The organism is Arthrobacter stackebrandtii (assembly GCF_017876675.1).
Lineage (GTDB): Bacteria > Actinomycetota > Actinomycetes > Actinomycetales > Micrococcaceae > Specibacter > Specibacter stackebrandtii.
This window is the reverse complement of sequence record NZ_JAGIOI010000001.1, coordinates 1,300,146-1,325,429: the sequence shown is the minus strand read 5'-3', so window position 1 is coordinate 1,325,429 and position 25,284 is coordinate 1,300,146. Positions and strand designations below refer to the sequence as shown.

General features: G+C 61.8%; 19 protein-coding genes and 1 pseudogene. 12 read left to right on the top strand and 8 right to left on the bottom strand.

The features are described 5' to 3' along the window. The first annotated feature begins 25 nt into the window (after positions 1-25). Together JOF48_RS05480 and JOF48_RS05475 are read left to right on the top strand one after the other, a co-directional pair. Positions 26-229: a hypothetical protein gene (locus tag JOF48_RS05480; RefSeq protein ID WP_209678174.1), complete on the top strand. Its 204-nt coding sequence runs from the start codon at positions 26-28 to the stop codon at positions 227-229. A gap of 279 nt (positions 230-508) precedes the next feature. After that, positions 509-2,134 carry a ribonuclease J gene (locus JOF48_RS05475; RefSeq protein ID WP_209678170.1) on the top strand — a complete coding sequence of 542 codons (1,626 nt, stop codon included), beginning with the start codon at positions 509-511 and terminating at the stop codon, positions 2,132-2,134. A gap of 124 nt (positions 2,135-2,258) precedes the next feature. Here the strand turns inward: JOF48_RS05475 and JOF48_RS05470 are convergent, their stop codons facing one another. Next, entirely contained in the window at positions 2,259-2,759 is a 501-nt protein-coding gene (locus tag JOF48_RS05470; protein ID WP_209678168.1) for a UPF0158 family protein, read from the bottom strand. 197 nt (positions 2,760-2,956) lie between these two features. On the opposite strand from JOF48_RS05470, the gene JOF48_RS05465 reads away from it, so the two are divergent. After that, positions 2,957-3,919 carry a sugar-binding transcriptional regulator gene (locus JOF48_RS05465; protein WP_209678165.1) on the top strand — a complete coding sequence of 321 codons (963 nt, stop codon included), beginning with the start codon at positions 2,957-2,959 and terminating at the stop codon, positions 3,917-3,919. Here JOF48_RS05465 and JOF48_RS05460 read toward each other — a convergent pair. Then, on the bottom strand, positions 3,909-4,472 hold the full coding sequence (locus JOF48_RS05460; RefSeq protein ID WP_209678162.1) for a VOC family protein: 564 nt from the start codon (positions 4,470-4,472) through the stop codon (positions 3,909-3,911). The genes JOF48_RS05465 and JOF48_RS05460 overlap by 11 nt on opposite strands. Before the next feature lie 403 nt (positions 4,473-4,875). Between JOF48_RS05460 and JOF48_RS05455 the strand changes: the two genes are divergently transcribed. The 4 genes from JOF48_RS05455 (at position 4,876) to JOF48_RS19550 (ending at position 10,479) form a co-directional block, all read left to right on the top strand. Then, on the top strand, positions 4,876-5,973 hold the full coding sequence (locus JOF48_RS05455) for an ABC transporter substrate-binding protein (RefSeq protein WP_209678159.1): 1,098 nt from the start codon (positions 4,876-4,878) through the stop codon (positions 5,971-5,973). 1 nt (position 5,974) lies between these two features. Further along, the gene (locus tag JOF48_RS05450) at positions 5,975-7,714 is read left to right on the top strand and encodes an ABC transporter permease (protein WP_209678156.1); all 1,740 of its coding nucleotides are present in this window, start codon (positions 5,975-5,977) and stop codon (positions 7,712-7,714) included. Then, positions 7,711-8,853 carry an ABC transporter ATP-binding protein gene (locus JOF48_RS05445; protein ID WP_209678153.1) on the top strand — a complete coding sequence of 381 codons (1,143 nt, stop codon included), beginning with the start codon at positions 7,711-7,713 and terminating at the stop codon, positions 8,851-8,853. Before JOF48_RS05450 ends, JOF48_RS05445 begins: the two co-directional genes overlap by 4 nt. A gap of 147 nt (positions 8,854-9,000) precedes the next feature. Then, positions 9,001-10,479, top strand: a complete 1,479-nt coding sequence (locus JOF48_RS19550; protein WP_245346413.1) for a sulfatase family protein — start codon at positions 9,001-9,003, stop codon at positions 10,477-10,479. Between the two features lie 214 nt (positions 10,480-10,693). On the opposite strand, the gene JOF48_RS05435 is transcribed toward JOF48_RS19550, so the two are convergent. The 3 genes from JOF48_RS05435 to JOF48_RS05425 form a co-directional block, all read right to left on the bottom strand. Continuing rightward, the gene (locus JOF48_RS05435; protein WP_245346412.1) at positions 10,694-11,740 is read right to left on the bottom strand and encodes an NAD(P)-dependent oxidoreductase; all 1,047 of its coding nucleotides are present in this window, start codon (positions 11,738-11,740) and stop codon (positions 10,694-10,696) included. Continuing rightward, positions 11,740-12,708 (bottom strand): cyclase family protein, encoded by a 969-nt coding sequence (locus tag JOF48_RS05430; RefSeq protein WP_209678150.1) that lies wholly within the window; start codon positions 12,706-12,708, stop codon positions 11,740-11,742. Before JOF48_RS05430 ends, JOF48_RS05435 begins: the two co-directional genes overlap by 1 nt. A gap of 193 nt (positions 12,709-12,901) precedes the next feature. Next, on the bottom strand, positions 12,902-16,090 hold the full coding sequence (locus JOF48_RS05425; RefSeq protein WP_209678147.1) for a type I restriction endonuclease subunit R: 3,189 nt from the start codon (positions 16,088-16,090) through the stop codon (positions 12,902-12,904). Positions 16,091-16,297: 207 nt separating this feature from the next. Here JOF48_RS05425 and JOF48_RS05420 point away from each other — a divergent pair, with 207 nt between their 5' ends. Further along, positions 16,298-18,115, top strand: a complete 1,818-nt coding sequence (locus tag JOF48_RS05420; protein ID WP_209678144.1) for a plasmid pRiA4b ORF-3 family protein — start codon at positions 16,298-16,300, stop codon at positions 18,113-18,115. A gap of 84 nt (positions 18,116-18,199) precedes the next feature. Here the strand turns inward: JOF48_RS05420 and JOF48_RS05415 are convergent, their stop codons facing one another. Continuing rightward, positions 18,200-20,113 carry a lipase family protein gene (locus tag JOF48_RS05415; protein ID WP_209678141.1) on the bottom strand — a complete coding sequence of 638 codons (1,914 nt, stop codon included), beginning with the start codon at positions 20,111-20,113 and terminating at the stop codon, positions 18,200-18,202. Between the two features lie 545 nt (positions 20,114-20,658). Here JOF48_RS05415 and JOF48_RS05410 point away from each other — a divergent pair. Continuing rightward, complete coding sequence (locus tag JOF48_RS05410) at positions 20,659-22,500, top strand: DUF262 domain-containing protein (protein WP_209678138.1); 1,842 nt, start codon at positions 20,659-20,661, stop codon at positions 22,498-22,500. A 184-nt stretch (positions 22,501-22,684) separates the two neighbouring features. Next, complete coding sequence (locus JOF48_RS05405; RefSeq protein WP_209678135.1) at positions 22,685-22,864, top strand: nucleotidyltransferase family protein; 180 nt, start codon at positions 22,685-22,687, stop codon at positions 22,862-22,864. Positions 22,865-22,928: 64 nt separating this feature from the next. On the opposite strand, the pseudogene JOF48_RS20140 reads toward JOF48_RS05405, so the two are convergent. Both JOF48_RS20140 and JOF48_RS05395 read right to left on the bottom strand, forming a co-directional pair. Beyond that, a pseudogene (locus JOF48_RS20140) lies at positions 22,929-23,327 on the bottom strand (HipA N-terminal domain-containing protein); the annotation flags it as partial. Between the two features lie 457 nt (positions 23,328-23,784). After that, complete coding sequence (locus JOF48_RS05395) at positions 23,785-24,060, bottom strand: hypothetical protein (protein WP_209678129.1); 276 nt, start codon at positions 24,058-24,060, stop codon at positions 23,785-23,787. Here JOF48_RS05395 and JOF48_RS05390 point away from each other — a divergent pair. Further along, positions 24,059-24,382: a helix-turn-helix domain-containing protein gene (locus JOF48_RS05390; RefSeq protein WP_209678127.1), complete on the top strand. Its 324-nt coding sequence runs from the start codon at positions 24,059-24,061 to the stop codon at positions 24,380-24,382. The two genes, JOF48_RS05395 and JOF48_RS05390, sit on opposite strands and share 2 nt — an antisense overlap. 1 nt (position 24,383) lies before the next feature. After that, on the top strand, positions 24,384-25,268 hold the full coding sequence (locus JOF48_RS05385) for an ImmA/IrrE family metallo-endopeptidase (protein ID WP_209678125.1): 885 nt from the start codon (positions 24,384-24,386) through the stop codon (positions 25,266-25,268). Positions 25,269-25,284 lie beyond the last annotated feature (16 nt).

Sequence of the window (25,284 nt, the reverse complement as noted above, 5' to 3'; positions counted from 1 at the left end):
GGATCTTCCTTGTTACCCCCGGTGGATGACTGAGAAGACGACGGACAAAGACCAGAGGCCGAAAACGGGCAATCCTGCGCCCAACAAGGGGACCGGCGCGGGGCTCGGCCTGGGACTCGTGGTCGGCCTGGCGGCAGGAATCGTCATAGACAACATCGTCATCGGAGTGGCGGCGGGGGCGGCCCTTGGGCTGGTCATTGCGTGGTTCCGCGAGAGACAAAAGAAGTAATCTCAGAACCCCAATGTTGGTGGGGAGCAACCCAAACACAAGTGCCGCCGTCGTACATCCAGCGACGGCGGCAGTTGGCGTTGGGCTGCGGGCGGCGGTGGTAAAATCGGGGTTGGAGCAATCCCCCTTAACTTTTAGCGACTTTGGACCAACTTCTGGCCGAATGCATCGCACAAGAAAGCTGCGGACAGCCGCGGCAGAACGCCCACTACAGCACCAAGTTTGGAACCCATGAGAAGAACTGTTCGTCAGACCCCGCCCGCCCTTGCTGATGGGGCCATGCGCATTGTCGCCCTGGGAGGCCTGGGTGAAATTGGTCGCAACATGACCGTCTTCGAATACGACGGCAAGCTGCTGATCGTCGACTGCGGCGTGCTGTTCCCTGAGGAAATGCATCCCGGTGTTGACCTGATCCTGCCCGATTTCTCGTACCTGAAGAACCGCTGGCAGGACGTTGTTGGCCTGGTGCTGACCCACGGCCACGAGGACCACATTGGCGGTGTCCCGTACCTGCTCAAGCACCGTGCCGACATCCCCGTGATCTCCGCTAAGCTGACCCTTGCCTTCCTGAAGACCAAGCTGGAAGAGCACCGGATCAAGGGCAAGATGATCCAGGTCAAGGAAGGCGACCGCCGCAAGTTCGGTCCCTTCGACGTCGAATTCCTCGCCGTCAACCACTCCATCCCGGACGGCCTGGCCGTTGCCATCCGCACCCCTGCCGGCCTCGTGCTGGAAACGGGCGACTTCAAGATGGACCAGTTCCCGCTGGACAAGCGCATCACCGACCTGGCCGGCTTTGCCCGCCTGGGCGAGGAGGGCGTGGACATGTTCCTGCCCGACTCCACCAACGCTGAAGTACCCGGCTTCCTGGCTGCCGAGGCCGACTTGATCCCGGCCATCGACCAGGTCCTGCGCACGGCCCCGCGCCGCGTTGTGGTCTCCAGCTTCGCCAGCCACGTGCACCGCATCCAGCAGATCATCGACTCCGCGCACAAGTACAACCGCAAGGTTGCCTTCGTTGGCCGCTCCATGGTCCGCAACATGACCACGGCGCGCGAGCTCGGCTACCTGAAGATCCCGCGCGGCATGCTTGTTGAAGCCAAGGAACTGGAGAAGATGGCCCCGAACAAGGCCGTCCTCATCTGCACCGGCTCGCAGGGCGAGCCCATGGCGGCGCTGGCGCGCATGGCCAGCGGCGACCACCAGATCAACCTCACCGAGGGCGACACCGTGCTGCTGGCCAGCTCGCTGGTCCCCGGCAACGAGACCTCGATCTACCGCCTGATCAACGACCTCACCAAGCAGGGCGCCAACGTGGTCCACAAGGGCAACGCCAAGGTCCACGTCTCCGGCCACGCCAGCGCCGGCGAGCTCGTGTACTGCTACAACCTGGTCCGCCCCAAGAACGTCATGCCCGTGCACGGCGAGTACCGCCACCTGAAGGCCAACGCAGAACTGGCCATCCGCACCGGTGTCGAGCCGAAGAACACGTTCATCGTTGAGGACGGCACCGCCATTGACCTCAAGGACGGCGTCGCCAAGATCAGCGGCACCGTGCCCGCAGCCTACGTCTACGTCGAGAACATGGTTGCCGGTGCGGCCACGGAGGAGTCCCTCCAGGACCGCATCCGCCTCGCCGAAGACGGTGCCGTCACGGTCTTGCTGATCGTCAACCCCGACACCGGCAAGATCGAAGAGGACCCGGAATTCTTCTCCGTGGGCTTCAACCTGACGGACAAGGACGTCGCCAAGGCCGCCGGATTGGTCGAAAAGACCATCACCGGCCTGCGCGGCGAAAAGACCGGCCCCAACGCCGAGAAGGCCGTGGCCCAGGCCCTGCTGCGCTGGTCCGACCGCCAGCTGCGCCGCAAGCCCGTCTACACGGTCATCATCGTCGAGGCGTAAGCCTTCGCTGGTCGAGCTCGTCGAGACCTGGTTCCGGTGCCGCCGTCGTACTTCTTCAAGTACGACGGCGGCACTCGGCTTTTAAGGGTCCGTCACCTTCCGGGGTGTTTTCCCGGATGCGGCATCAGTCGGGCTGCCCTTCTCCGGGTTGGTACTCCAGGGCCTCTGCCCGAAGCAGGTTCAGCGCAGTTTCTGCCTCCGCCGGCTCGATCATGCCGTTTTCCTGGATCCACTCAATGGCCCGGCGCTTCATGAGGTTGTCATGGAACGCGTACCACTCCGATTGCTCAGCGGGGAATTGGCTGAGCGCATCGCGGAAATGGCGGAACGGCTTGCTGCGGTCGATCGCACGGGTGAGCCTGTCCCTGCAGTGCTGGTCAGAGACCATGGAGATGAAGACCGCCATGTCGCGGTAACCCTCGTAGGATTCAATGGGGTCGATGCGGATGCCGCCGCGTTCATCAACGTCCCAGCCTTCCGCCTCGGCCTCGTCAGCAACTCCTTCACTCCACATTTCAATCTTGCCCGTGGCGGGATCCACCCAGAAGAAGGTGTCGTAGTCCATGAAGTGGTTTTCCAATGCCATGGCCAGATCCTCAAGATCGAAGTCTTTCAAATGCAACATGACTCGGCCCTCCGCAACAGGTGCTTGAAGATGTGAAAATCCCCCACCTACAATATTTCCCCCTCCGCCTCGGGGAGGGCAAGGGCCGTGATGGCCGAAACCGGGGAAGGGCTGGCAGCGCCGGGATGTGGCTGCGGCCACCCGCCTATAATCGAGGTGCGGGAATCCGCGCTTATGGCCAGGTAAGGAGTTCGAAGGTGACCGACCACAGCAGGCGAAACGACCGGTTGATCCAGCAAATTGCCTACCTTTACCATATCCAGGGGCAGACCCAGGCCCAGATCGCAGCGTCCGTGAACGTCTCGCGGGCCACGGTCTCCAGGTTGTTGTCGGAGGCGCGGCTGCGCGGCGTGGTCCAGATCCGTATCGGTCCTCCCGTCGACCGCCTGCCCAAGCTGGAACAGGAACTCAAAAGGCAGTTTGGCCTCGCCGTGTGCGTCATCTCGATGGACCGGCCGCAATCCCTCCAGGAGAAGGCCAACCAGCTTGGTTATGTGGCTGCCCGCTACCTGGAGGCCACGCTGTCCGGCGGGGTGCAACTGGGTGTGGCAGCGAGCCGGACCTTGGCCGCGGTAGCCTCCGCCTTGGAACCCGGGGCGGAGTCCCAGCTCACCGTGGTCGATCTTCTGGCCTGCCCGCCGCGCGTCAACACTGACAGTGACGAGAGAAATCATGTCGCCGAAAACATCGCCCGCCGCCTCGGCGCGGCCTTTTCGCCGCTGCCGGCCAACTTTGTCTACCGGGAAGCCACCGTGCGGGACAAGGCACTGGAAATGCCGGAAGTGCAGGCCGGGCTGGAGCGCGCCCGTGCCAGCGACGTTGCACTTCTCGGCCTGGGTTCAATGCAGCGTTTTGATGGCACAGGCAGCTACAGTCCGGTGTCGCCGGTTGCCCTTGCCGAGTTGGAAGGGCGCGGGGCGGTGGGACACCTGTGCGGCCACTTCTTCGATTCCCGGGGCGAGGAAGTGGAATCCGAACTGGCATCCCGCATTATCGGCATAGCCTTGCCGGAGCTGTTGGAGATTCCCCGCCGCGTCATGGTCGTTTCGGGATCCCCGAAAGTGGGGTCCCTGGCCGCCGCCATCAAGGGCGGATTCGTCAATGAGCTGGTCACCGACGAATCCACCGCAAGGGAACTGCTGGCTGCACTCAGCCGTTAGGCCCAAACTTGACCCGCGGGTCGATGAGCGGGTAGCCCGGGGCAACTGGAACGGCGATGCCCTGGTCGAAGATGTCCAGCCGGCGCTGGCGGCCTGTCGCCTCGTCGTGCTGGGTCAGCAGCTCAATGATGTTCCCGTCAGGGTCTGAGATGTAGATCTGCTCCACAAAGTCGTCCCGGACACGGGGGCCGCCCACCCGTGATTCGCCTCGTTTGGCCAGGGCGTCCAGGAATGGTTCGAAGGAGTCCACCATGACGGCAAAGTGGCTGCAGAGGCCCGTTCGCAGTTCATCGTGGTCCCACGCGATGGCCTCAGCCTTGAGCTTTCCGGGCTTGCTCTCCCGCACCACGTGAACCTCAACGTCCCCGTTGTGGAAATATGCTCCGTGAAAAACAAAGTCGGTGGGGCGGATGATCTCCGTAAACCCGAGCGCCCCAACATAAAAGTCCCGTGTGGCCTCGAGGTCGGCAACAACGAGGCAGACGTGGTGCATTTTTATTTTGAATGACGCCGCGGGATGTGCCGGGGCCAGTGAAGTGCTGGGATTTGTCATGTCAACTTCTTCCGTGCGGTTGGTGGTTTCCATTCGAGTATCGAGTGAGGCCGCCGGCAAGTGAACTGCTTGGTGACTATTCTGCCGAAGCTGCACAAATGTTCTTGGTTGCACTGGATTTGCAGCCGTTCCGCGGTGCAAGAGTGGGTGCGGCGAGTCGAATTATGACGTGGCTCACTCAAATAGTCGTCATTCTTGAACATATGCTCGGATGCCTGCGGATTCCCCGGAAAACCTCGGCTGGCGGTAGTTTTGGCTCCTATGATCTAGCAGATGGACAGGCCCGGCCTCGCCGGCAGGGCGCCAGCAGCCTCATTACGGAGGAGCTTGGAATGAAGTTCGAACACCATGACGGATGCTGAACCCAGCACCACCCCAGAGCAGCATCACAGGAAGAGGATCAATGAAGAACTCATCTCGACCGGCAGTTGCGGCAGGATCGTTCCTGAACCGCAAGCGTGCCATCATTTCTTTGGCCATCGCACTATCAGCAGCGCTAATTTCGGGTTGTGGCGGTGCCGGGGACACCCCACAGTCAGCATCCAACCTCACTGCTCCCGACGTGGAGGCAGCAAAGGCCGAAGGGTCGGTGACCCTTTACACCAGTGTCGATGTAAAGGCCCTCGACGCAATCAACGCAGCCTTTACCAAAAAATATGGGATCAAGGTCGAGTACTTCCGCGGTGACTCACAGGACGCCGTGAGCAAATTGATCACAGAAGGGCGGGCGCAGTCCATCAAGGCCGATGTCATTGAGACCTCGGACGTGCCGGGAATGAACTATCTCAAGGCGGAAGGGCTGACGCAACCATATGTTTCGGCAGAGTCTGACAAGATCCGTTCCGACTTCAAGGATCCGGACAATTACTACACGTATACGAGGCTGACCTTGGGCGTGATCTCCTACAACAAGGAGCTTGTCGCCAACCCGCCAACATCGTGGGCAGATCTCGCGGACCCGAAATTCAGCAGCCAGCTGGCATTTTTCAGTGATGCCCAAGGGTCCGGGGCTGCCCGCCTCTGGACCCTCGGCGAAAACATTGGTTGGGACCAGCTGGAGAAATGGGGAGCCAGCAAGCCGCTCCAGGTTGAGACGCCACAACTGCTGCGGCAGACGCTCGAACGCGGCGAACGGGGCATCGGCATCGCCCAGAATGACAATCACGCCCTGAGTTCACAGGTCGACAGCGGGAAAACCGGTTACACCATCCCGAGTGAAGGTGTGCCGCTGGAGCCTGCTGCCATATCCGTTGTGAAGAATGCGCCGCATCCCAACGCAGCCATGCTCTACTACGACTTCTGGCTGTCGCAGGAAGGCATGGAAATCATGGCCGACGTGGGCAAGAAATATGTCTCCCGGGACGGCGTTCCCCAGCCGGCTGGAAGCGTTCCCCTAGATGAAATCAAGCTCATGGTCCCTGACTACAAGAAGTACGCTGAGGAGCGCAGTGAAGCCCAAGGCAAGCTGGCCAAGATCTTCGGTGGAGAATGGGGCCAGTGACATGACCGCCACCAAACTTCCGAGGCAGCGGGAACGGGCTCAAAAGCGGTCCTTCAAGGTCCCCACTTCGCCCCTGTCCATCGCCGCACTGATCGTTGTCCTGCTGATTCTCATTGCCTATCCGATCGGCTGGCTCCTGGCCACGGCCTTCGGTGCACCGAAGGGGTTTGACTTCAGTGCCTTCGTTTCGGTTTTCAGCTCCGAAACGCTGCTGACGACCATCTCCAACACACTCATCCTCGGTGTTTCGTGCGCCGTGGGAGCAATCGCCGTGGGCGTGCCGCTGGCCTGGTACACGGCCGTTTCCGACGGGCCGTTCCGCAAGACAATCCATACGGCAGTCATCGCGACCTATGTGACACCCCCATACCTGACGGCCATTGCCTTTACGCTGCTGCTCAGTCCTCAGGCAGGGGTCCTGAACACGGCTTTCAAAAGTGTGGGTCTACCGACATTCAACATCTACAGCATGCCGGGGCTTGTCGTGGTCATCAGCCTTCACGTCTGCTCGTTCAGCTACCTCATGGTCCACGACGCGCTCAAGCGCATCGACGGCCCGCTGATCGAAGCAGCACAGACCCTTCAGGCGTCGCGTGCAGCTGTCATCCGCCGCATCGTGCTCCCGCTCGTGGCGCCGGCCGTCACAGGTGGCGCACTGCTCGCAGGAATCATCGCCATGACCGAGTTTGGTCCCCAGGCAGTGCTCGGCGGTCCCGCGGGGTTGACGTTCCTTCCCACACGCATCGTCAGTTCACTTGGCGGCTACCCGCCGCGGTGGGACGAAATGGCTGTCCTTGCACTGATCCTGGTGCTGTTCGCCATAGTCGGGCTCTATGTCCAGCGACGGGTCTTGAGCAAGCAGTCCTTCATCACCGTGGCGGGCAGGGGCATCACCCCAATGCGCATGAGCCTGGGCAAGGCGCGTTGGCCTGCTGCGGCCCTCGCAATCCTGTTCGCCATCGTCGCGACAGTGCTGCCCTTCGCCGTACTCGTCTCGGGCGCCTTCGCAGCCCAGCCCACAGATTTCCTGTCCCCGGCCAACTTCACCCTGCACAATTTCACGACGGCGTTTGTCGACGACCCGGTGACCGCCCGGGCGGTGGCCAACTCTGCAGGCCTGGCGGCTGCGGCCGCGACCATCTGTGTACTCATCGGCTTGATGATTTCCTACGTGTCCGCGAGGACCAGCTCCAAGGCCCGCAATGTTCCGGACTACATCGCAGCGCTGCCACTTGGCCTGCCGGCCACTGTCATTGGCTTCGGCCTGCTGCTGGCGGTCATCAACCCACCGTTCCGGTTCCTGTACGCCACGTCGGCGCTGCTGTTGCTGCTCTACATCGTCAGGTTTCTCCCGCTGGCCACCCGTGCGCTCAACTCGGGCCTCTCCCAACTGAGCCCGGACCTTGAAGCCGCCGCACGGATTTCCGGGGCCACCTGGTTCACGGCGATCAGAAGGATTTCATTGCCGCTGCTGGCACCCACCATCATTGCCGCATGGCTGCTGGTGCTCATGCCGTCCATGAACGAACTTGGCGGAACTATTGTGCTGTACTCCTCCGGCAACGAAACCATCTCCATCGCAATTATCCGACTCAATGAATTGGGACAGTTCGGCCCGGTGGCAGCCCTTGCTGTCACCATCATCGCCGCGCTGCTCATCGTCTCCAATCTCGCCAATCGCTTGAACCGCGGCGGGGCGGAACGGCCGCAGCGAAAAGCTGCACGGAAGGAATCCAAATGAGCTCCATCTCAGTACAGAACGTCAGCAAGATCTACGAGGGAAACCACGTGGTCAAAAATCTGAGCCTGGAAATCCCCGGCGGCCAATTCACCTCGATCCTGGGTCCATCCGGCTGCGGCAAGACGACCCTGCTGCGCATGATTGCAGGCTTCCTGGAACCTGATGAAGGCAAAATCTTCTCAGATGTGAAGATCCTCTCCGCACCTGGAAAGACATTGCCGCCGGAGAAGCGTGACATGGGCATGGTCTTCCAGCAGTACGCCATCTGGCCCCACATGAGCGTTTTCAAGAATGTGGCCTTCGGACTTGAGATGAAGAAAGTTTCCAAGGGTGATATTCCGGGCCGGGTTGAGGAAGCCCTGGCCCTGGTGGGCCTGGAGGGGATGTCCTCGCGCAACCCTGCCCAGCTCTCAGGCGGGCAACAGCAGCGCCTGGCGTTGGCGCGGGCCCTCGTGTCCCGCCCATCCGTCCTACTGCTGGACGAGCCCTTGTCCAACCTTGACGCCCGGCTGCGTGAATACATGCGTGTCGAGCTGCGCGCCCTCCAGCAGCGGACCGGCATCACCTTTATTTATGTCACGCATGACCAGATCGAAGCCATGAGCATGTCGGATTCCATCGCCATCCTAAACGCTGGTGAAGTCGTTCAACACGGAAAACCTGAGGATTTGTACTCCTCTCCCGTGAGCTCCTATGTGGTGGACTTCCTCGGCACGACCAACTGGCTTGATGTCACTGTGGCGCAAGTCGACCCGGTCTCGCATGAAGCAATCGTCGTCTTGGAAGACGGCACCAGGCTTTCGGCATCGGCGGCAGCCGGCGTCCGGGAGGGCGAAACTGCCAGGCTGGCCATCCGGCCGGAGGACTTTGAATTTGCGGACAGGGCAGACGGGGACAACGTCATCAATGCGACCGTCGCAGACTCGATGTTCATGGGCAGCTTCCGCAGCTGCACGGTGGATTCCCCCGCTTCCAGCACGCCATTGTCCGTGAGGTTCGGTCGGGGAGTCGCCCCGGAACGGGGATCCCGCCTCCGCTTGTTCATCGACCCCCGATTGGCTCATGTGGTGCCGGCTGACGAGCAGCAGCACCGGTCACAGACAGCGGATGTGAAAAAGTTGGAGCTTGCGGCACCGTAACACCCGGCAGTCCCTTGACCGAGAAACCAATCCGGAGGGCACGGACGCCTTGAGGTAAGGTCCTCACTTTGGAGGCTGGTCCGTCCATCCTCGACGGGCAAGCTTTCTGTGCCCGAGACCCCTTGGATTTTTTGAAAGAAAAGTGAAATGACAAACGTCCTATTCATCATGGCCGACCAGCTGAACCCGAAATACCTCGGGGCTTATGGGGCCACTTCGGGTTTGACCCCGAACCTTGACCGGCTGGCCCGGGAAGGCACCGTTTTTGATTCCGCCTACTGCAATAGCCCCATCTGTGTGCCGGCCAGGGCAGCCATCGCCACGGGACGGTACCCGCACCAGACCCGCCATTGGGACAACGCAACGCCCTACAACGGACAGAAACCGAGTTGGGGACACGTAGCGGAGCAATCCGGAGTGCAGGTCACCACGATTGGGAAGCTCCACTACAAGGACAACGCCGACGTCGGCTTCCCTGACCAGAGGCTTGCCATCGGGACTGACTCAGCCCCGGACTATTTTTCCCTGCTTCGAGCGAACATCCAGCCACGGCCGGAACTCTCGAAGATGATCCGGGGAGCCGGTGCAGGCAATTCATCCTATTGTGCTTTCGACCAGGCCGTGGCATCTGAAGCCAGTTCCTGGCTGCGGGATGCGAAGACCAGGGACTCGCCATGGGCCCTATTTGTGTCGCTCGTGTCGCCCCACCATCCCCTCATAGCGCCCCAGAAGTACTTCGATTCGGTGGATCCGGACGCCGTCGAGCTTCCCGTCGACTGGCAGGGGGACCAGCAGCACCCCGTCCTGGAGATCCTGCGTGGCTACTACGGATACGCCGAGCCTTTCACGGAAGCCCAGGTGCGCAATGCGAAGCGCACCTACATGGCCCTGACCCGGTTCCTTGATGACAGGGTCGGGGAAATTTTGGACACGGTCAGAGAACTGGCCTTGGAAGAGGAAACCCTGATTCTGTTTACCGCTGACCACGGTGACAATGTCGGAGACCATGGCTTTTGGTGGAAGAACAACATGTACGAGGGCTCTGTGGGCGTGCCCATGATCGCGGCCGGCCACAACGTCCAGCGCGGCAGGCGTGTCTCCACCCCCGTAAGCCACGTGGACATCTTTCCCACGGTGTGTGAAGCCATCGGAGCGGGCAGCCAAAAATACGCCCACCTCCCTGGCACATCACTCTTGGAGGTCATGGCAGCCCCCGCCAACGAGCACAGACTCATTTTTGCCGAGTATCACGCGGCCGGTTCCAGCACGGGGATCTTCATGGCCAAGCGGGGGCGGTACAAGTATGTCGAGTACGCGGGAGACTATGCGAGCCAGCTGTTCGATCTGAAGACCGACCCCCACGAACGGCGCAACCTGATCCTGGACCCGGAATACACCACCCTGGCCGATGCGATGCACCAAGAATTGAGGAGCATCTGCGATCCGGAAGTGGTCAATGCCCAGGCATTCAGCGACCAGGCCGCCATCATTGAAAGTGCCGGTGGGGAAGAAGCCATACGACGGCGTGGATTCGTCACCCATATGCCCGTGCCCGACGGCATTCACGGGAAATTCGACGACGGGAGCGCTTCCGCGGGGGTCATCGTGGACGCAACTTCCGTCTAAATCCGCGGTCCCCACTTATTTTCCAACACGAAGTGCCAGGCCCCTGCCCATGCAGGGGCCTGGCACTTCGTGTTGACGGGCCCCTCGCGCCAACCACTGCCGGTGCGCTCGGCCGCAACCAGGCACATGAAAGGGGCCCACATCTCTTCGATGTGGACCCCAGTGGCCGCAGTCGACAGAGGCAGCCCGCATGGCTGCCGTCGGACCTCTTGTCTTACCTGCTGGTCAGCGCTGCAGCCGAATCCAGCCGGCGTTCCAGCCGCTCCTTGAACAGGGCGGTGTCCGCCACATCCCTGTTGACAATGAAGGGCGGCGCAACACCGGACGCCACATCGATGATGGCGCGGACGCAGCTGGAACCGTTTCCCAAGGACATTTCGTCCGTCCAGGCCAGGCAGTGCGGCGACAGTGTCACGTTCTCCAGCTCGAGCAGCTCGTTGGCCACCGGCTCCTCTTCAAACACATCAAGACCGGCGGCGGCAATGGTCCCGTTTTGCAGCGCCTTGATGAGTGCCTGCTCGTCAACGATCGGCCCGCGGGCAATGTTGATCAGCGTGGCAGTGGGCTTCATCCGGGCGAAGAGGGCGTCGTTGACGATGTGGTGCGTGGCCTCGGTCAGCAGTGCCATGATCACGAGGGCGTCGCACTGGGCTGCGACCTCGTCCAGCTCCATGAGTTCCACGCCAATCTCCTTGGCCCGCTCCGGAGGGCAGTAGGGGTCGTAGCCGATGCACCGAACGTTGAAGGGTTCGAGCAGCCGGATCAGTTCACTGCCGGTGTTTCCCACGCCGAGGAAACCGATGGTCTTCCCTGTGAGTCCGGTGCCCATGTAACTTTCCCGCAGGTCCCACCGCTTCTGCCGCACCAGGCGGTCTTTGACCACGGTGCGGTGTCCCACGGACAACAGCATGGCCAGGGCGGCGGTCGCAACCGGCCGGCGCGCGCCGTCGGGCGTGATGGTCGCGGCAGTGCCCGCACGGGTGCAGGCGTCAAGGTCCACGGAATCGTAGCCGACGCCGAAGCGCGCCAGCAGGACGGGTGGGTTCGCAACGCCATCGAACGAGCCGGCCGTGACGGCCGGGGCGGCATAGAGGATGGCGTCGTAGCGTTCCATTTGATCCGGAGTCAGGGCAGGTGACAGCGTGTCCATGTACTCCCACGGAATCCCTGCCGCATCCAGCCCGTCCAGGCCAATGTCGCCCCAGACGTTCTTTCCGTCAGCGCCCAGAAAGTCCCTTGAAATCCCAACTGTGAATGTCATCAGAACACCGCAATCGGGTTGACCGGTGAGCCTGTGCCGCCGGGAATGTTCAGCGGGGCCACCACAAACATGAAGCGGTAGCGGCCCTCGTCCTTGCAGGCCTGCCCCAGCGCCTCAAGGTCCAGATTGTCCAGCAGCGGCAGCCCCATGGCGGTGATGGCCAGGATGTGGACGGGGGAGTGGATGCCCGGGGTGGGGGACGGGCGCACGTCCGAGTCGCCGTCGCCACCCAGCAATCTGATGTCGCGCTCCGCCAGCAGCGGCATGCAGTCAACATGCAGGCCGGCACTTGAGTTTGAGGGGTCCCAGACGCCCCATTCGCGCTGGCGTCGGAAGTGACCGCTGCGGATCAGGACGGCGTCGCCCGGCTGGATCTTGACTCCGAGCTTTTCCTCGGCTGCCAGAATGTCCGAAGCCCGGATGGCCTTCCCCGGCTCGAGCCACGGTTCGTCGAACAGGACGGTGAAGTCCAGCAGCACGGCCGGGGCCACGAATGTGCCAAGCGCCGTCACGGACCCAAACTCTGCACCGACGGCGGTGACCGTGTCGCGTGAGCTGTTGCCGTTGTACAGCTGGCCCTTGTAGGCGATGTGGCTGAGGGCGTCGAGGTGGCTCACGGCCTTGCCGTGGTAGTCCACGCCGATGAAATCCTTGTTGCAGGAGGGCTCCGGGGCTTCACGCACGCCAAGGTCGGTCATGTAGTGCAGGGCCGGGTTCGCATTGCCGGGTCCGCTGGTCGTATTCCAGGGCAGAGCCATCGACACCGTGGTTCCGGTCCTGACCAGCGATGCCGCCTCGATGGCGGCCGCCGGCCCCACCGCTTCCCAGGCTCCGGCCGACGGGTTCGAGTACTTCCCCCACGTCTTGACCTGCTCGAAAAGTTCGTCGAATTCCTGCTGCGATACGGTTGGCCCGCCGAGGGCAGCTGCTTCTGCGGCTAAATCATCAACGGTTTCGTGGGGCGACATGTCTGGGCTCCTTGGTGGCGCGGGACGGCTGGATGGAAGCAGCCCCCACACACCGTTGTGATGTGAGCTGCCACACGCAGCTTAGGTCACCCGTGGGGCGCAGCAGGAGCTTTCCCGGACAATAGCGATCAAGTTGGACAATTGACGCCGTTTGTCCAGTTAAGTTGGCGGGCTCGGGTGCGCCAGGGGCAGCTCAGCCGCGCGCCTCCGCAAACCGCGGCGCCATGGATTCCATCTGTTCCATGACCAGCTTGATGGCTTCGGGCTGGCTGTCCGGCGGGTAGCCGTTGATCACCAACAGCCGTTTGATGGAGGAGCGCAGCTTCGCCCGGACGTCGTCGCGCACGGTCCAGTCGGTGCGGATGTCGCGGCGCATGACGCCCACCAGCTGACGGGCGATCTCCGCCAGCTTCCCCTCGCCCATGACGTCCACGGCGGAATCGTTCTCCGACACCGCATCGTAGTAGGCCAGTTCGTCGGAATTCAACGGCGGGTCGAAGGCTTGGCCGCGGCTGCCCTCGGCATTGATCTCCGCAGCCATTGCCAGAAGCTCGGCAATGATCTGGGCACTCGTGAGCTGCTGGTTCGTGTACTTGCGCATGAGCTCGGTGATGCGCTCGGAGAAGGCGCGCTGGCGCACAATGTTGTTGCGCGTGGTCGCCACCGATTCCTCGGACACGAGCTTGCGCAGCGCCTCGATGGCCAGTTGCGGGTTACGGGCGGACTTGGTCTTGGCCAGGAATTCCGGCGTCAGGTCATCCAGCGACGGCTTGGGCATGCCGGCCGCTGAGTAGATGTCCAGCACCTCGCCCGACGACGTCGCCCCGGCAATCAGCTCGCCGAGCAGCCTCTGGATGTCCTCCGGGATCGGTTCGCCCGCGGCCTGGCGGTCGGCGGCGTCGAACTTGGCCATCCATACCCGGATTTCCTCATACATCTGCACATCCAGGCGCACCTCCTCCAAAGCGCCGGAGCCGGAGCACAACGCCCACGCCCGCGAGAGCTGCCCGCTGTAGCGGCGGTACTTAGAAGCGAGCGTTTCATCTTCCGACGGCGCGTTCCCCGGATGCGCGGGGTCGCGCAGGAAAGCGGTGGCCCCCGTGGCGGCATTGAGCCACGCCTTGGACCCGCCCTTCTTCAAAACTGCCCGCCAATCGAAGCCGGCCAGCAGCTGACCAAGAGTCCCCAACAGGCCCAACGTCAGGGCAACCGCCTCGTCAATGTTCCTGCCCACGGGCTTGTTGGCCTGGTCGTCCTTCGTGTATTCGCCCAGCGCCTTGGCCAGGTTGTCCGCCAGCGGTGCATACGCCACCAGCAGGCCGTCCTCCTTGCCGCGGAACGTCCGGTTCACCCGGGCCAGGGTCTGCATGAGCAGGGCACCCTTCAACGGCCGGTCCAGGTACAAGGTGTGCAGGGGCGGAGCGTCGAATCCGGTGAGCATCATGTCCTTGACGATCACTAGTTCCAGCTCGTCCTCGGCGTCCTTGAGCCGGGACTTGATCACGGCGTTTTCGGAGTCGCGCCGCACATGGTCGGAGACGGGCGGGGCATCAGTGGCGTCGCCGGAATACACCACCTTGATCCTGCCCTTGTCCAGCTCGCCGGAGTGCCAATCCGGGCGCAGCGTCACAATGGCGTTGTACAGGCGGGCGCAGATTTCCCGCGTCCCTCCCACGATCATGGCCTTGCCCGGCACCTCGATAAACTTGTGCATGGCGGCCCGCCGCAGCTCCCAGTGCGCAACCAGGTCCTCGGCGAGGGCGGCGATGCGTTCCGGTGCGCCGTACACGGCGTTGACGACGGCGACACTCGCCTCGATGCGTGCCCGTTCCGTCACGTCCAGGCCCACCGTGGCGTCATCCGCGGCGCTGTCCAGATCCTCCTCGGTGATGGTACCGGCCAGGCCCACCTTGATCAGGCGCGGCTCGAAATACACGGGCACGGTGGCGCCGTCGTCCACGGCACGGGTGAGGTCGTAAATGTCGATGTAATCGCCAAAGACGTCGCGGGTGTTGCGGTCATCGAAGGAGATGGGCGTGCCGGTGAAGGCGATCAGCGTGGCGTGGGGGAGGGCGTCGCGCAGGTGGCGGGCGTAGCCGTCCAGGTCGTCGTAGTGGCTGCGGTGCGCCTCATCCACCACCACGATGATGTTGCGCCGGTCGGAGAGTAGCGGGTGGACGGTGCCGGAGTCCTTCTCGGCCTTGCTGAGCCCGAACTTCTGCAGGGTGGTGAAGTAGATGCCGCCGGTGGTGCGGTTTCCCAGTTCCTCCCGCAGCTCGGAGCGGCGCTTGATCTGCCGCGGCGCCTCGGGCAGCAATTGGCTCTGGGTGAAGGTTTCGTAGAGCTGGCCGTCCAATTCGTTGCGGTCGGTGATGACCACAACCGTCGGGTTTTTCAGGCGGGGGTGGCGGATCACCCGGTTGGTGTACAGCTCCATTTCCATGGACTTGCCGGATCCCTGGGTGTGCCAGACGACGCCGGCCTTCCCGTTCGATTCCACCGCCTGGACGGTGCTTCCCACGGCTTTGGTGACGGCGAAGTATTGGTGTGGTTTGGCGATCCGCTTGCTCAGCCCGTTGGCGTTTTCATCGAATGCGGTGAAATCGTTGAGCAGCTGCAGGAAGCGGTCCTGGTTGTACAGGCCCAGCAACGCGGTCTCCATGGCGGTGACAACTTCCCCGTCAATGGTGAAGCCCAAGGGGACGGGATCGCCGTCGTCATCCACATTCCATGGTGAGAAGTGGTTGAACGGTGTGAACGGGGTGCCGTACTTCGCGCTGATGCCGTCACTGGCGAGGGCGAAGACGCAAAAGCGGAAGGCCATGGGGAATTCGCGCAGGTAAGTCTGCAGCTGGGCGTGGGCGGCGGCGAGATCGGCCTGGGCGCTGCCGGCCTTCTTCAGCTCAATGATGCTCACCGGCATGCCGTTGCAATACAGGACCAGGTCGAAGCGCCGTTTGTAGTCGCCGGCAATGAGGGTGGCCTGGTTGACGGCGAGCCAGTCGTTCTGATCGGGGTCGGCGCTGAGGAGGTGGATGGTGGCGTTGACGTCGGCGCCGTCGGGGTCAATGTAGCTGAGCTTGTAGCCGTGGACCAGGTAGGCGTGGATGCGCTGGTTCTCGGTGATGGCGTCATTGGACTTGGGGGAGGTGATCTCCGCCAGCGCCTGCTTGATGTACTGCAGCGGCACCGTGGGGTTGAACTTTTGCAAGGCGGCCAGCAGCCGGGGGCGGATGAGCAGCTCGGACCAGGACTCGCGCTCACCCTTCCCGGGTGCAATGTCCTCGCCGTGCACGGGTTTCCAGCCCAACGGCTCGGCCAGCCGTTCAAGGGCCAGGCCCTCCCAATCGGCTTCAGAGAAGCCGGTGCCTGCCACTGCCATGATGTGTTCTCCCCGTGTCTGTCTGGATTCACGATCGACGCTATCAGCACGGGCGCCGGCTGCCGCAGTATTACCCGGTAGGAGGGGTTATCAGTGTGCTGAGGGGTGTGCCGGATCGTGGCTGCACGCAAGTCCAGCATCCACCCGGCCAGCCGCCGCGGATAGAATATGTAGTCGAGACCCTGCCCGCCCGCCCAAAGGAAACCCATGCCCAAGAAGCCCAAGCGTCCCAGCGAGCAACGCACTGTCACCTCCGTTGGAGGGCTGCGCGCCTCCCGTGCCGTGGACGCCGTCGTACCTGCCTTCATCCAGTGGTGCAAGGACACCCGAGACATCTCGGCGCAGGACGCCATGGATTTCCTGAAGCCGGTGGAGCTGCTGGTGATGGCGTACTTTGAGGTGGCGCCGTCGTCGGTGGCCACCGAATTTGCGGCCGAACCGTTTGGCGAGGCCCTGGCTTCCCTGTTTGCGACCATGGACGAAGCAAGCGGCGGCGATGACGAGCCGCTCATGTTCGCCCATGAGGCCATCCACCTGTTTCTGGAGTTTTTGGACGAGGCGGGCATCTGGACCGGCACCCAGGAGGACTATGAGCAAATCCATGACTTGTTCCACATGGATGCCGAGGAAGTGGAGGAGCTCGGTGGAATGGACCTGCCGGAGCCCCCGAGCGCGGAGCAGGAACTTGCCGCGCTGTCCGAAACCCAACTGGCCAAGCATCTGACGTCCTTGCTGCAATGGCTCGGCGACGGCAAGCAGGTTACTTCCACCGGGGCGCTCAAGCTGACGGAGATTGAGGGCGCCGCGGCGGCCGTGGGGCTGGCGGCCAAGGGGGCCGGGCGCAATGCGAAACGCCAACTAATACCCGGTTTCAACGCGGAGGGCCTGGAGCCCGGCACACCCCTGATTGTGAAGACCATGCATGAGCTGCCCCTGCTGTCGAAGATCTGGGCGGCGCTGGAGGGTGGCGGATTTATCGACGTCGGCTCCACCAAGGCATGGCCCACCCCCAACGTCGAGGCGATGCTGAGCCCCGGGCACCCGGCACATCTGGCAGCCTTGCGCGGATTGATGGCCAACTTCCTCTCCGTGGCGGTCAAGGGGGAGCAGGATTGGGCGCCGTGGGTTGCCCCGGCCGCGGAGGCCCAGGCCGGACTGCTGTACGCCGCAGCGCTCGCCGGGCACACGATTCCGTTGTCCTTGCTGGAGAACCCGGAAACCCTTGAGAGCATGGGCATGGATGAGTTTGGCGGCCGGCTCCTGCGCCAGCGCATGGCGGAGCTGGAAGAGTTGGGCCTGGTCACCATGGATGGGGCCGTGCGGGTGCGGCCGGCCCTGGTGCCCATGGTTTTGCTGGCGATGGGTGGGCACGTGGAGGGCGGCGGCGTCGCCGGTCCACGTCTTCCGGGGTCCGTCAGTGGGGGCCCAGGCCCGGCACCGACCCATCCGGTGCCGCTGCTGCAGCTGAAGGTGGCCATTGAGGACACGAAGCCGCCGGTGTGGCGCCGGTTGGTGCTGCGTTCGGACCTGACCCTGGCGCAATTGCACAGCATTATTCAGGCAAGTTTTGAATGGTTGGACTACCACCTGCACGAGTTCAACGTCGGGGGGCGCAACGGCACCAACTACGGACCGCTGACTTCCTACGACTATGACGACGGCTTTGGTGACCCGCCCCAGGATGAGGCTGCCGTGACCGTGGGCCAGCTGCTGAACGCGGAGAAGGACCACATCAGCTACACCTACGATTTCGGCGACAATTGGCGCCACCGGATCACCCTGGAGAAGGTTTTGCCGTTCGCCAAAGGCCCGGCCGTGCGCTGTACTGGGGGCCGGGGAATGGGGCCGGCCGAGGACTGCGGAGGCGCTTGGGGCTGGCAGAACGTTGTGGCGGCTGTCAACGATCCCGCCCACGAGGAGCACACCGAATACCGGGGCTGGCTGGGCATGGAGCAGGGGGAAACCTTGGACCCGAAGGAGTTCGACCGCGAGGCGCTGGACGAAGAGCTCGCGGAGCTGTTCTAGTCATCCAACCGCCGCCGGCCTGCGTCGTAATCCACGTACGACGCCGGACCGGCGGGTCCCAGCCGATGGTTGCCGCGGGCGGGGCTACCTGCCGCGCTGCAGTTGGGGCATGAAGCGTGCCGCGCGCTTTTCCACAGCTTTGGGCAATGGTTCGGCCTTCTCTGGTCCGCCGGGTTCGAGGCCGTTGTCACTCATGTATTTGAGTGCCCGCTTCACCATGATGCGCTTCTTGGCCAGAGATGCAACGGAGGAGGACTTGGGGTCCGAGATTTCATCAAGGCGCTCATGTTGTCGGCTGACCCGTGTTTCTATCTCGGTCAGCACTTGCCACACGGAGGGGTCGCTGTCGATCTTGTGCTGCTGGCGAAGTATTACCGCTGCCAACTGCAGCGCGAGGAATCCTTCGAATTGATCAACACTGGTCTCGTCCCCTGCGAGGCCGGCCACCATGGTTCCTCCGCCGGAACCGGCCAGTAGCCCGCCGCCACCCACCAAGGCACCCGCTGTTATCAGCCCGCCAATCATTCCGCCGGGACCAAAGCTGGCCAAGGCGCTGGTGATAACAGCTGCGCCCGCAAGGCCGGGGGCGGCCGTCAAGGCAAGCCCTCCGGTACCGACAACCAATGCCGCTGTGCCAGCCACCAGGGCCCCAACCTTGACCCATTGCATATTTTGGCTGTCTCGCAGGATGCCTTGGGCACGTTTTCCCGCCTCCAGGACATCGGACCCGAACTGACGTTTCAGCCCCATTTCCGAGGCCAGTTCTTCCAGCGCCGTCTGCTCTATCTCTTTCGAAACTGTGATGTCGAAGGGGGCAATAACGTTTGTTGTGGAGACTGCTGTCAGCAGGGTGACAGCCTCTTCCTTTGAAGTTCCCGACCGGTCGAAGGTCGGTTCCGGCAGTAGTGAGTTGTCATTGGAATAGTCAAAGTCGAGCCGAGCCAACTGCGATGGGATGGGCCGGTTCGTGGCTGCATTGTGCGCGTAAAGATCAGAAATTGTCTGCGACTGAACAGATCGTAGCGCGATGAGGTAACGGCGCCGCATGTCGCCGCTCAACTCATTCTTGATGAGATGGCAGTAGCGCAAACCCATCAATGTCTTGACTTCAACCTCGTTGAGCGGGATGTCCACGGCTGGTTGGACGAAGGCAATCTCCTTGGACCTGGAACCAAAGAGCGCACATCCAATCGTGTCAGCCACGGTGCTGTGACCAAGATAGGCGATCGCGCCATGCGGGACAGCGGGGTTGGTGTCACTACCTGTGTTGATGGTGTGGTCCAGCATCCACGGAAATACGGAAGACAGTCCGCGCCTAATGGCCACCGGATCCCACGCATTCCTGAAATTGACCCACCATGACAGATGAGGCGGCGGGTCGGTCAGTGCATCACGCAAATCATCGAGCTTGAATCGCCCGTTGGCCAGTGGGCTGCCAATGGTGATCAAGGCGGAAACTTCAACATCCACGGGGAGCCGCAGCAGCAGGTCGGCAGCGATGACGGATCCCAAGCTGTGGGCCACAATGACCACCTTGCCGGATTCGGGCACTGCGGCCAGAATGCGGTTCAGGACCTGGGCGCGGATTTGCTTGCTGCTCAAGTAGTTCGCCGCTTGCTTAAAGGACTTGACCTGCACTGCCAGATCGGCGGCCCAGTCATGAACGGGTGTCGCGACGTACGCCATGGCCTCATTGAAGGGGTGTTCCTGGTCCTGCCTGCCGATCCTGTGCTCCATGGCGGCAAGGCGGCGCTCGAAATCCCTGCGATTCAGCTTGGCAGCGTCACGGTTGGGCGCCTTGAAAGTGCGGGCGGGCAACTGCTCCGGTTCATCGAAACCCTTGAGCGCATGCGCATACATGGGAGCTATGACGGTAGCGGCGTCGAGGCTTGGATAGCCGGAGCGTGCCAGGGACTGCTCTAGTGCCGCCTTCCATTGGCCATCGGGGTCACCGTCGCCTACGCCGTGCAGGAATAGCAGAACTGGCTTGTCTGACACAATGAGCCCCCATCATGGTTGGAAAACAGGCCCCCATCATTGGATGCCAAGGTATTGCATAGCTGAGCTTACTCGCACAAATTCGGGCCTCATGACAGCTGCTGGATTGTGTCGTGGCATGGTTGATAGTTGCCCGCAGTGGCGGCGGTGACACCGGGCCAGCACCGTCTCCAGCTTACGATTGCTGCCGGGATTCCAAGCCCTCGGCTTGGCCCAAGCCACAGAGCCGCAGGACTAACCCAAATACCTGCAAGGCCCGCGCTCAACGATGCGCCGCAGCTTGATGTTTTACTCATCTGATGGTCCAAGTTCGTGGCTTCCGCAATGGACCTGAATGTTCTCGCCATGCGGCGCACGACGCCGTTGATCTCACCTTCCAGCGTGGCCCCGCCTCCAAACTCCAAGTTTTCTCCAAGTCTCATTTGAATTTGGAGAAGGCTTAACCGCGCTGCCGGAAACATTCTGAGTAAATCCCGGTAAGCAGGTAGCCTCAGTCATGGAGTTGCGCTGCCCGGCGGCGTGCATAGTCGCTACGAGGAGGATCATTGTCGTTTGACAGCCCTATCCGGGACCTGCGGGAACTTTTGACCAGCGTCACTGACGGCAGGATCCAATTGCCGGACTTTCAGCGTCCTTGGAAGTGGGATGTCGATCGGATCCGCAGTCTTCTGGCCAGTCTCACAAAGGGTTTTCCCGTCGGCGTGGTCATGGCATTGGAAACAGGATCGGATGAGGTCAATTTTGCCGTGCGCCCCATCTCGGGTGTTCGCACCGCAAACCCGGCCCCGGAGTGGTTGTTGCTCGACGGTCAGCAACGGCTCACATCCCTGTTTCAGTCGCTAAAAAGCCAGGACGCTGTGGACACCACCGACACTCGCGGCAAATCCATGCGCGGCTGGTTCTACATTCGCATTGCCGAGTCGCTGGATGAAACCGCAGACATGGAAGACGATGCCATCTTCTTTGTGCCGGAGGACCGTATAGTCAGGTCCGACTTTGGCAGGAAGGTTGAGGCCGACTACTCAACCTTGGAAAAGGAAATAGCAGCCGGTGTCTTCCCGTTGAATCGGGTCTTTGACGAGCATTATGCCATGAGTTACAGTCTTCAGGCGATGGGCATGAGGAGGGTGGATGGCAATGTTGATAGCCAAGACTTGCTGCAGCAGCTTACCGCTTTCACTTCCGGCCCGTTGCGAGCTTTAAAGGAATACAAGGTTCCCGTTATTGAGCTTCGGAACACCACTTCACGGGAGGCGGTGTGCACCGTCTTTGAAAAGGTCAACACCGGCGGCGTGGCCTTGAACGTCTTTGAACTGCTCACGGCCACGTTCGCCGCCGGAAGCTCGGATTTCAGGCTCAATGATGATTGGCAGGAACGCAAAAAGCGCATGGTTGACGCCTACGAGGTGCTGGGTGGGGTGGAGAACACTGACTTCATGCAGGCGGTGAGCCTGCTGACCAGCCGCCAGCGCCGCCTGGACCATGCAGGACCGGATGAGAAGCGCCCGGGCATCAGCTGCAAACGCAAGGACATCCTCAAACTTACCGTGGAGGATTACCGCAGGTGGGCCGAGCCGCTATCCAACGCATTTATCTGGGCGGGGCAGTTCCTGAATGCCCGGTCCATTTTCAAACGAAAGGACATCCCCTACCGCACCCAGTTGGTGCCACTTGCTGCACTTCGCGTGGTTCTCGGTAGTGACGCGGACTTGATGGGTGTGTCAAAACTGCTGGTCCAGTGGTACTGGTGCGGTGTCCTCGGGGAGCTGTATGGCGGGGCAGTGGAGACGCGTTTTGCAAGGGACTTGGGTGAAGTTGAGGCGTGGGTGCACGGTGGCAACGAGCCGGGCACAGTTGCTGCCGCCTCGTTCGACCCTTCTCGCCTCTTCACGCTGCGCACCCGCAATTCGGCAGCCTACAAGGGGATCTATGCCTTGACCATGGGCGGGGACGTCAAGGACTGGGTCTACAACCGGACCATCAACCAAGGCTCCTACCAAGACTTTGGTGTGGACATCCACCACATCTTCCCGCAAAAGTGGTGCGCCGACAACGGTATTGATGACCGCTACGTGCAGAGCATCGTGAACAAGACGCCCATTTCGGCAGCCACCAACCGCTTCATTTCGGCCAAGGCGCCCAGCCGTTATGTGGGGGAGCTGGCGCAGAAGGCACAGCTCGACCTGGCCGAGACCCGTGATGCCATCCGTGCGCACCTGGTCCCCGTGGAGCAACTTGAGGCCGATGACTTTGCTGGCTTCTTCGAGGCCCGCAAGGAGGCGCTCCTGGAGGTCATCGGTGCAGCCATGGGCAAGCCCGTTCTGGTGCAAACAGCCGCCGATACTGAAGAGGCTGCGCGCTGGGAGGAGCCCGTGCTGGTTGGTTAGGCACGACGCCGGGGCCGCGTCTTCCAGTGCCGCCCCGGCAACCAGCCATCTCAAAAGACCATTTGAATTTGGAGGAAGTGCGTCCGGAGTGTCTGATGCAGTAGGGAGAAGCGTCCAGCACTCCTGGTATCTTTGGGGTGTGTCCAACCTTGTCCCGACGCCCTAGACACTTGCCCTCCGCAAGATGCTCGAATCACGCCGCGGCGAGTTTCAAGCTCTCTTGGCGAAATATGCGGCGACGAACCCGAAGCTCTTTGGTTCGGTTGCCCGCGGAACGGCGCATGGGCGCAGCGATATTGGCATTTTCGTGGACACAGATTCCGTCGGCGGAAACCTGCTTATGCAGGCGTCCGGCCTGATGTAAGAGACTCGCATTCTCGTTGGCTGATGCGGCATCGACGACTACCCGTGACAGTTGCTCAAACGGCCTATCTCGGAGTCGGCGCTCGCTGAAGCTTTGAGAATGTGGCACGAGGGCAGGCCGTTAAGCGGCAGGCCGATTCGGTTGCCGCCAACAGCGACAACCATCTTGCCCTGAAGCCCACCCTAGCTTGTCCGGACAACTGGGTCCACGGAGGCTCCCAGGGGGCTGAGGGAAGGTCGTCGACGGCGTCGGCAAGTTCCGTGTCGGTCAGCCCACGAACACCGCCACCTTGAACGGCCCCGGCACAGCCCATGCCGTTGGCGCGCAGCAAGCCGAACGTGTCGTCGGCGGCGACGCGGGCCCGGTCCGCGAGGAGTACCCTGACGTGGCCTTCCGGAAGTAGACCGTCAATGAAGGCGCGGTTCCTGTTGGCGGGGTACATGTCTTTCGAAACGGTCAGTCGGACTGAGACAAGCGGGAATCCGGCACCTCACTTTTCGATGCTCTCGGTTGTATATGTGAGCGCGGCTCCTCCACCGGGACCGTCAGTGGTTAGGAAAGCTCGGTAGACACCGTCCAGCCAGACATTCAGGATGACATGAACGGGCAGCTCTCTTGACTCTGGTTCCCACTGACGCGCCGAAAGCGGATTCTTGGCGGTGGCGAATCTCGCGGGCGACTCCCGTGTCCCGGGTGAGAAGGAAAACGTCCGGTCCGATGCCTTCGGACACGTCAAACAGAAGCCTGGCGCTGCCGAAAGTGCCGTTCTCCATTGCGCTGATCCTTGTACAGTAGATTCCCAGCTGATTGGAGAGTTCCGCCTGCGAGAGGCCAAGGCTGATCCCTCGCGCGCGCAACGAAGCACTCATTCGCACGGGGGGGGCGTTGTGCTGGTCAGCGCAGTCCTGTCGACGCCGTGGTTATGTACCTGATTTCGATACATAACCACGGTAATTGAGTAATGCACTCGAGAACAGGTGCATCAGGGTGCCGCGCAGAGCCAGTGATTGTTCCGCCTCGGATGAAATGTGCGGCATGTTCGACGCCGGCCACTTCCGTTCCAGCGTCACGCACTGTGCCTTGTGGTTGCGATCGCTGGTCGCTGGTCGGTTCTGGTGGAAGGTTCTGACTGCCGTGTGCGCGCGCGGTGCTACGATTGAATCAATAAAGGCAATTGATTCAAGGAGGTGTGCCATGGACGCAACCAGCGTGGGGCGGCGCGTGAAAACAGCCTATGAGGCCGCTGGCTTGACTCAGCGGCAGCTCTCGGACCTCACGGAAATCTCGCAGTCCACTTTGTCCCGGATCGTGTCAGGCGATCGAATGGCAAAGACTGGCGAGTTGGTCGATATTGCCCGTGCCACTGGTATTTCTGTGTCTGCATTGACCGGATCAGGCGCAGCCTCAAGGGTGCTCTATGCCCCGCGCGCCACAGATGGATCTCAGATGACCGTTATGCGTGACAGGCTGCTGCAATTCGCAGATCTCAACGCTTACCTGGATGCCCAGGCGATTTGAGATGAGCACGCCTTCGGCCGAACAAGAGGGCAAGGCTGCAGCTGCCAAGTTCCGCAGGGATTACGGACTCGGCTTGCAGCCCCTGACCGATTTGGTTGCACTCATTGAAACCAGCCTGGACATCGACGTGGCTGTTCTGGAAGTTGAAACCAACGGTGGAGAGCATGGCCTCACAATGTTCGACCCGAAAAGCGAAGCGACATTTATTGGCGTCGCCAAAACGAATCACCCGATGCGGCAACGGAGCACGCTCGCCCACGAACTCTCCCACGCAATATTCTGTGACTGGGTGGACTTCCAGCAGTCGGTGCCTGTAGTTCGTGAATTCCGGGAAACGCGTGCCGATGCCTTTGCGCGTCATCTGCTCGTTCCTGAGGATTCTCTTCAGTGGTTTCTGCGAGCCCGTACAGCAGGGCAAATATCCCTGTCGGACCTTTCGTCCGTCGTACAGACATTCCTCGTGTCCCCTGCTATTGCTTCAATTGCGCTTTGCTCGGCGGGATTGATCAACACGCAAACCAAGACTGCATGGATGGCGCTCCGCACTCCGAGGCTGGCCACTCAATTCGGCTGGCTCGACCAATACCGGACACTTCAAGCTGATTCTTCCCGGACCCGTGCGCCGCAGCGTCTGCTGACTCGCGCCATCCGCGGCTATGAGCAAGGCGTGATCACAGTTGAGACTGTGGCATCCATTCGAGGCGTCCCTGCGTCCGAGGTTAAAGCTGAATTGGATGCCGCTGGCATCGTACCCAAGGCGGTGGAACCTGAATTGTTACGTGTCGAGGACCTTCCAGCTATTGAATCAGATCGATTCTTCCTTGAAGCACTGGACGAACTCGACGATCCGGACGAACCCCTAAGCGAACGGATCGATGGGATGTGAGGGCACTTCCGATTAT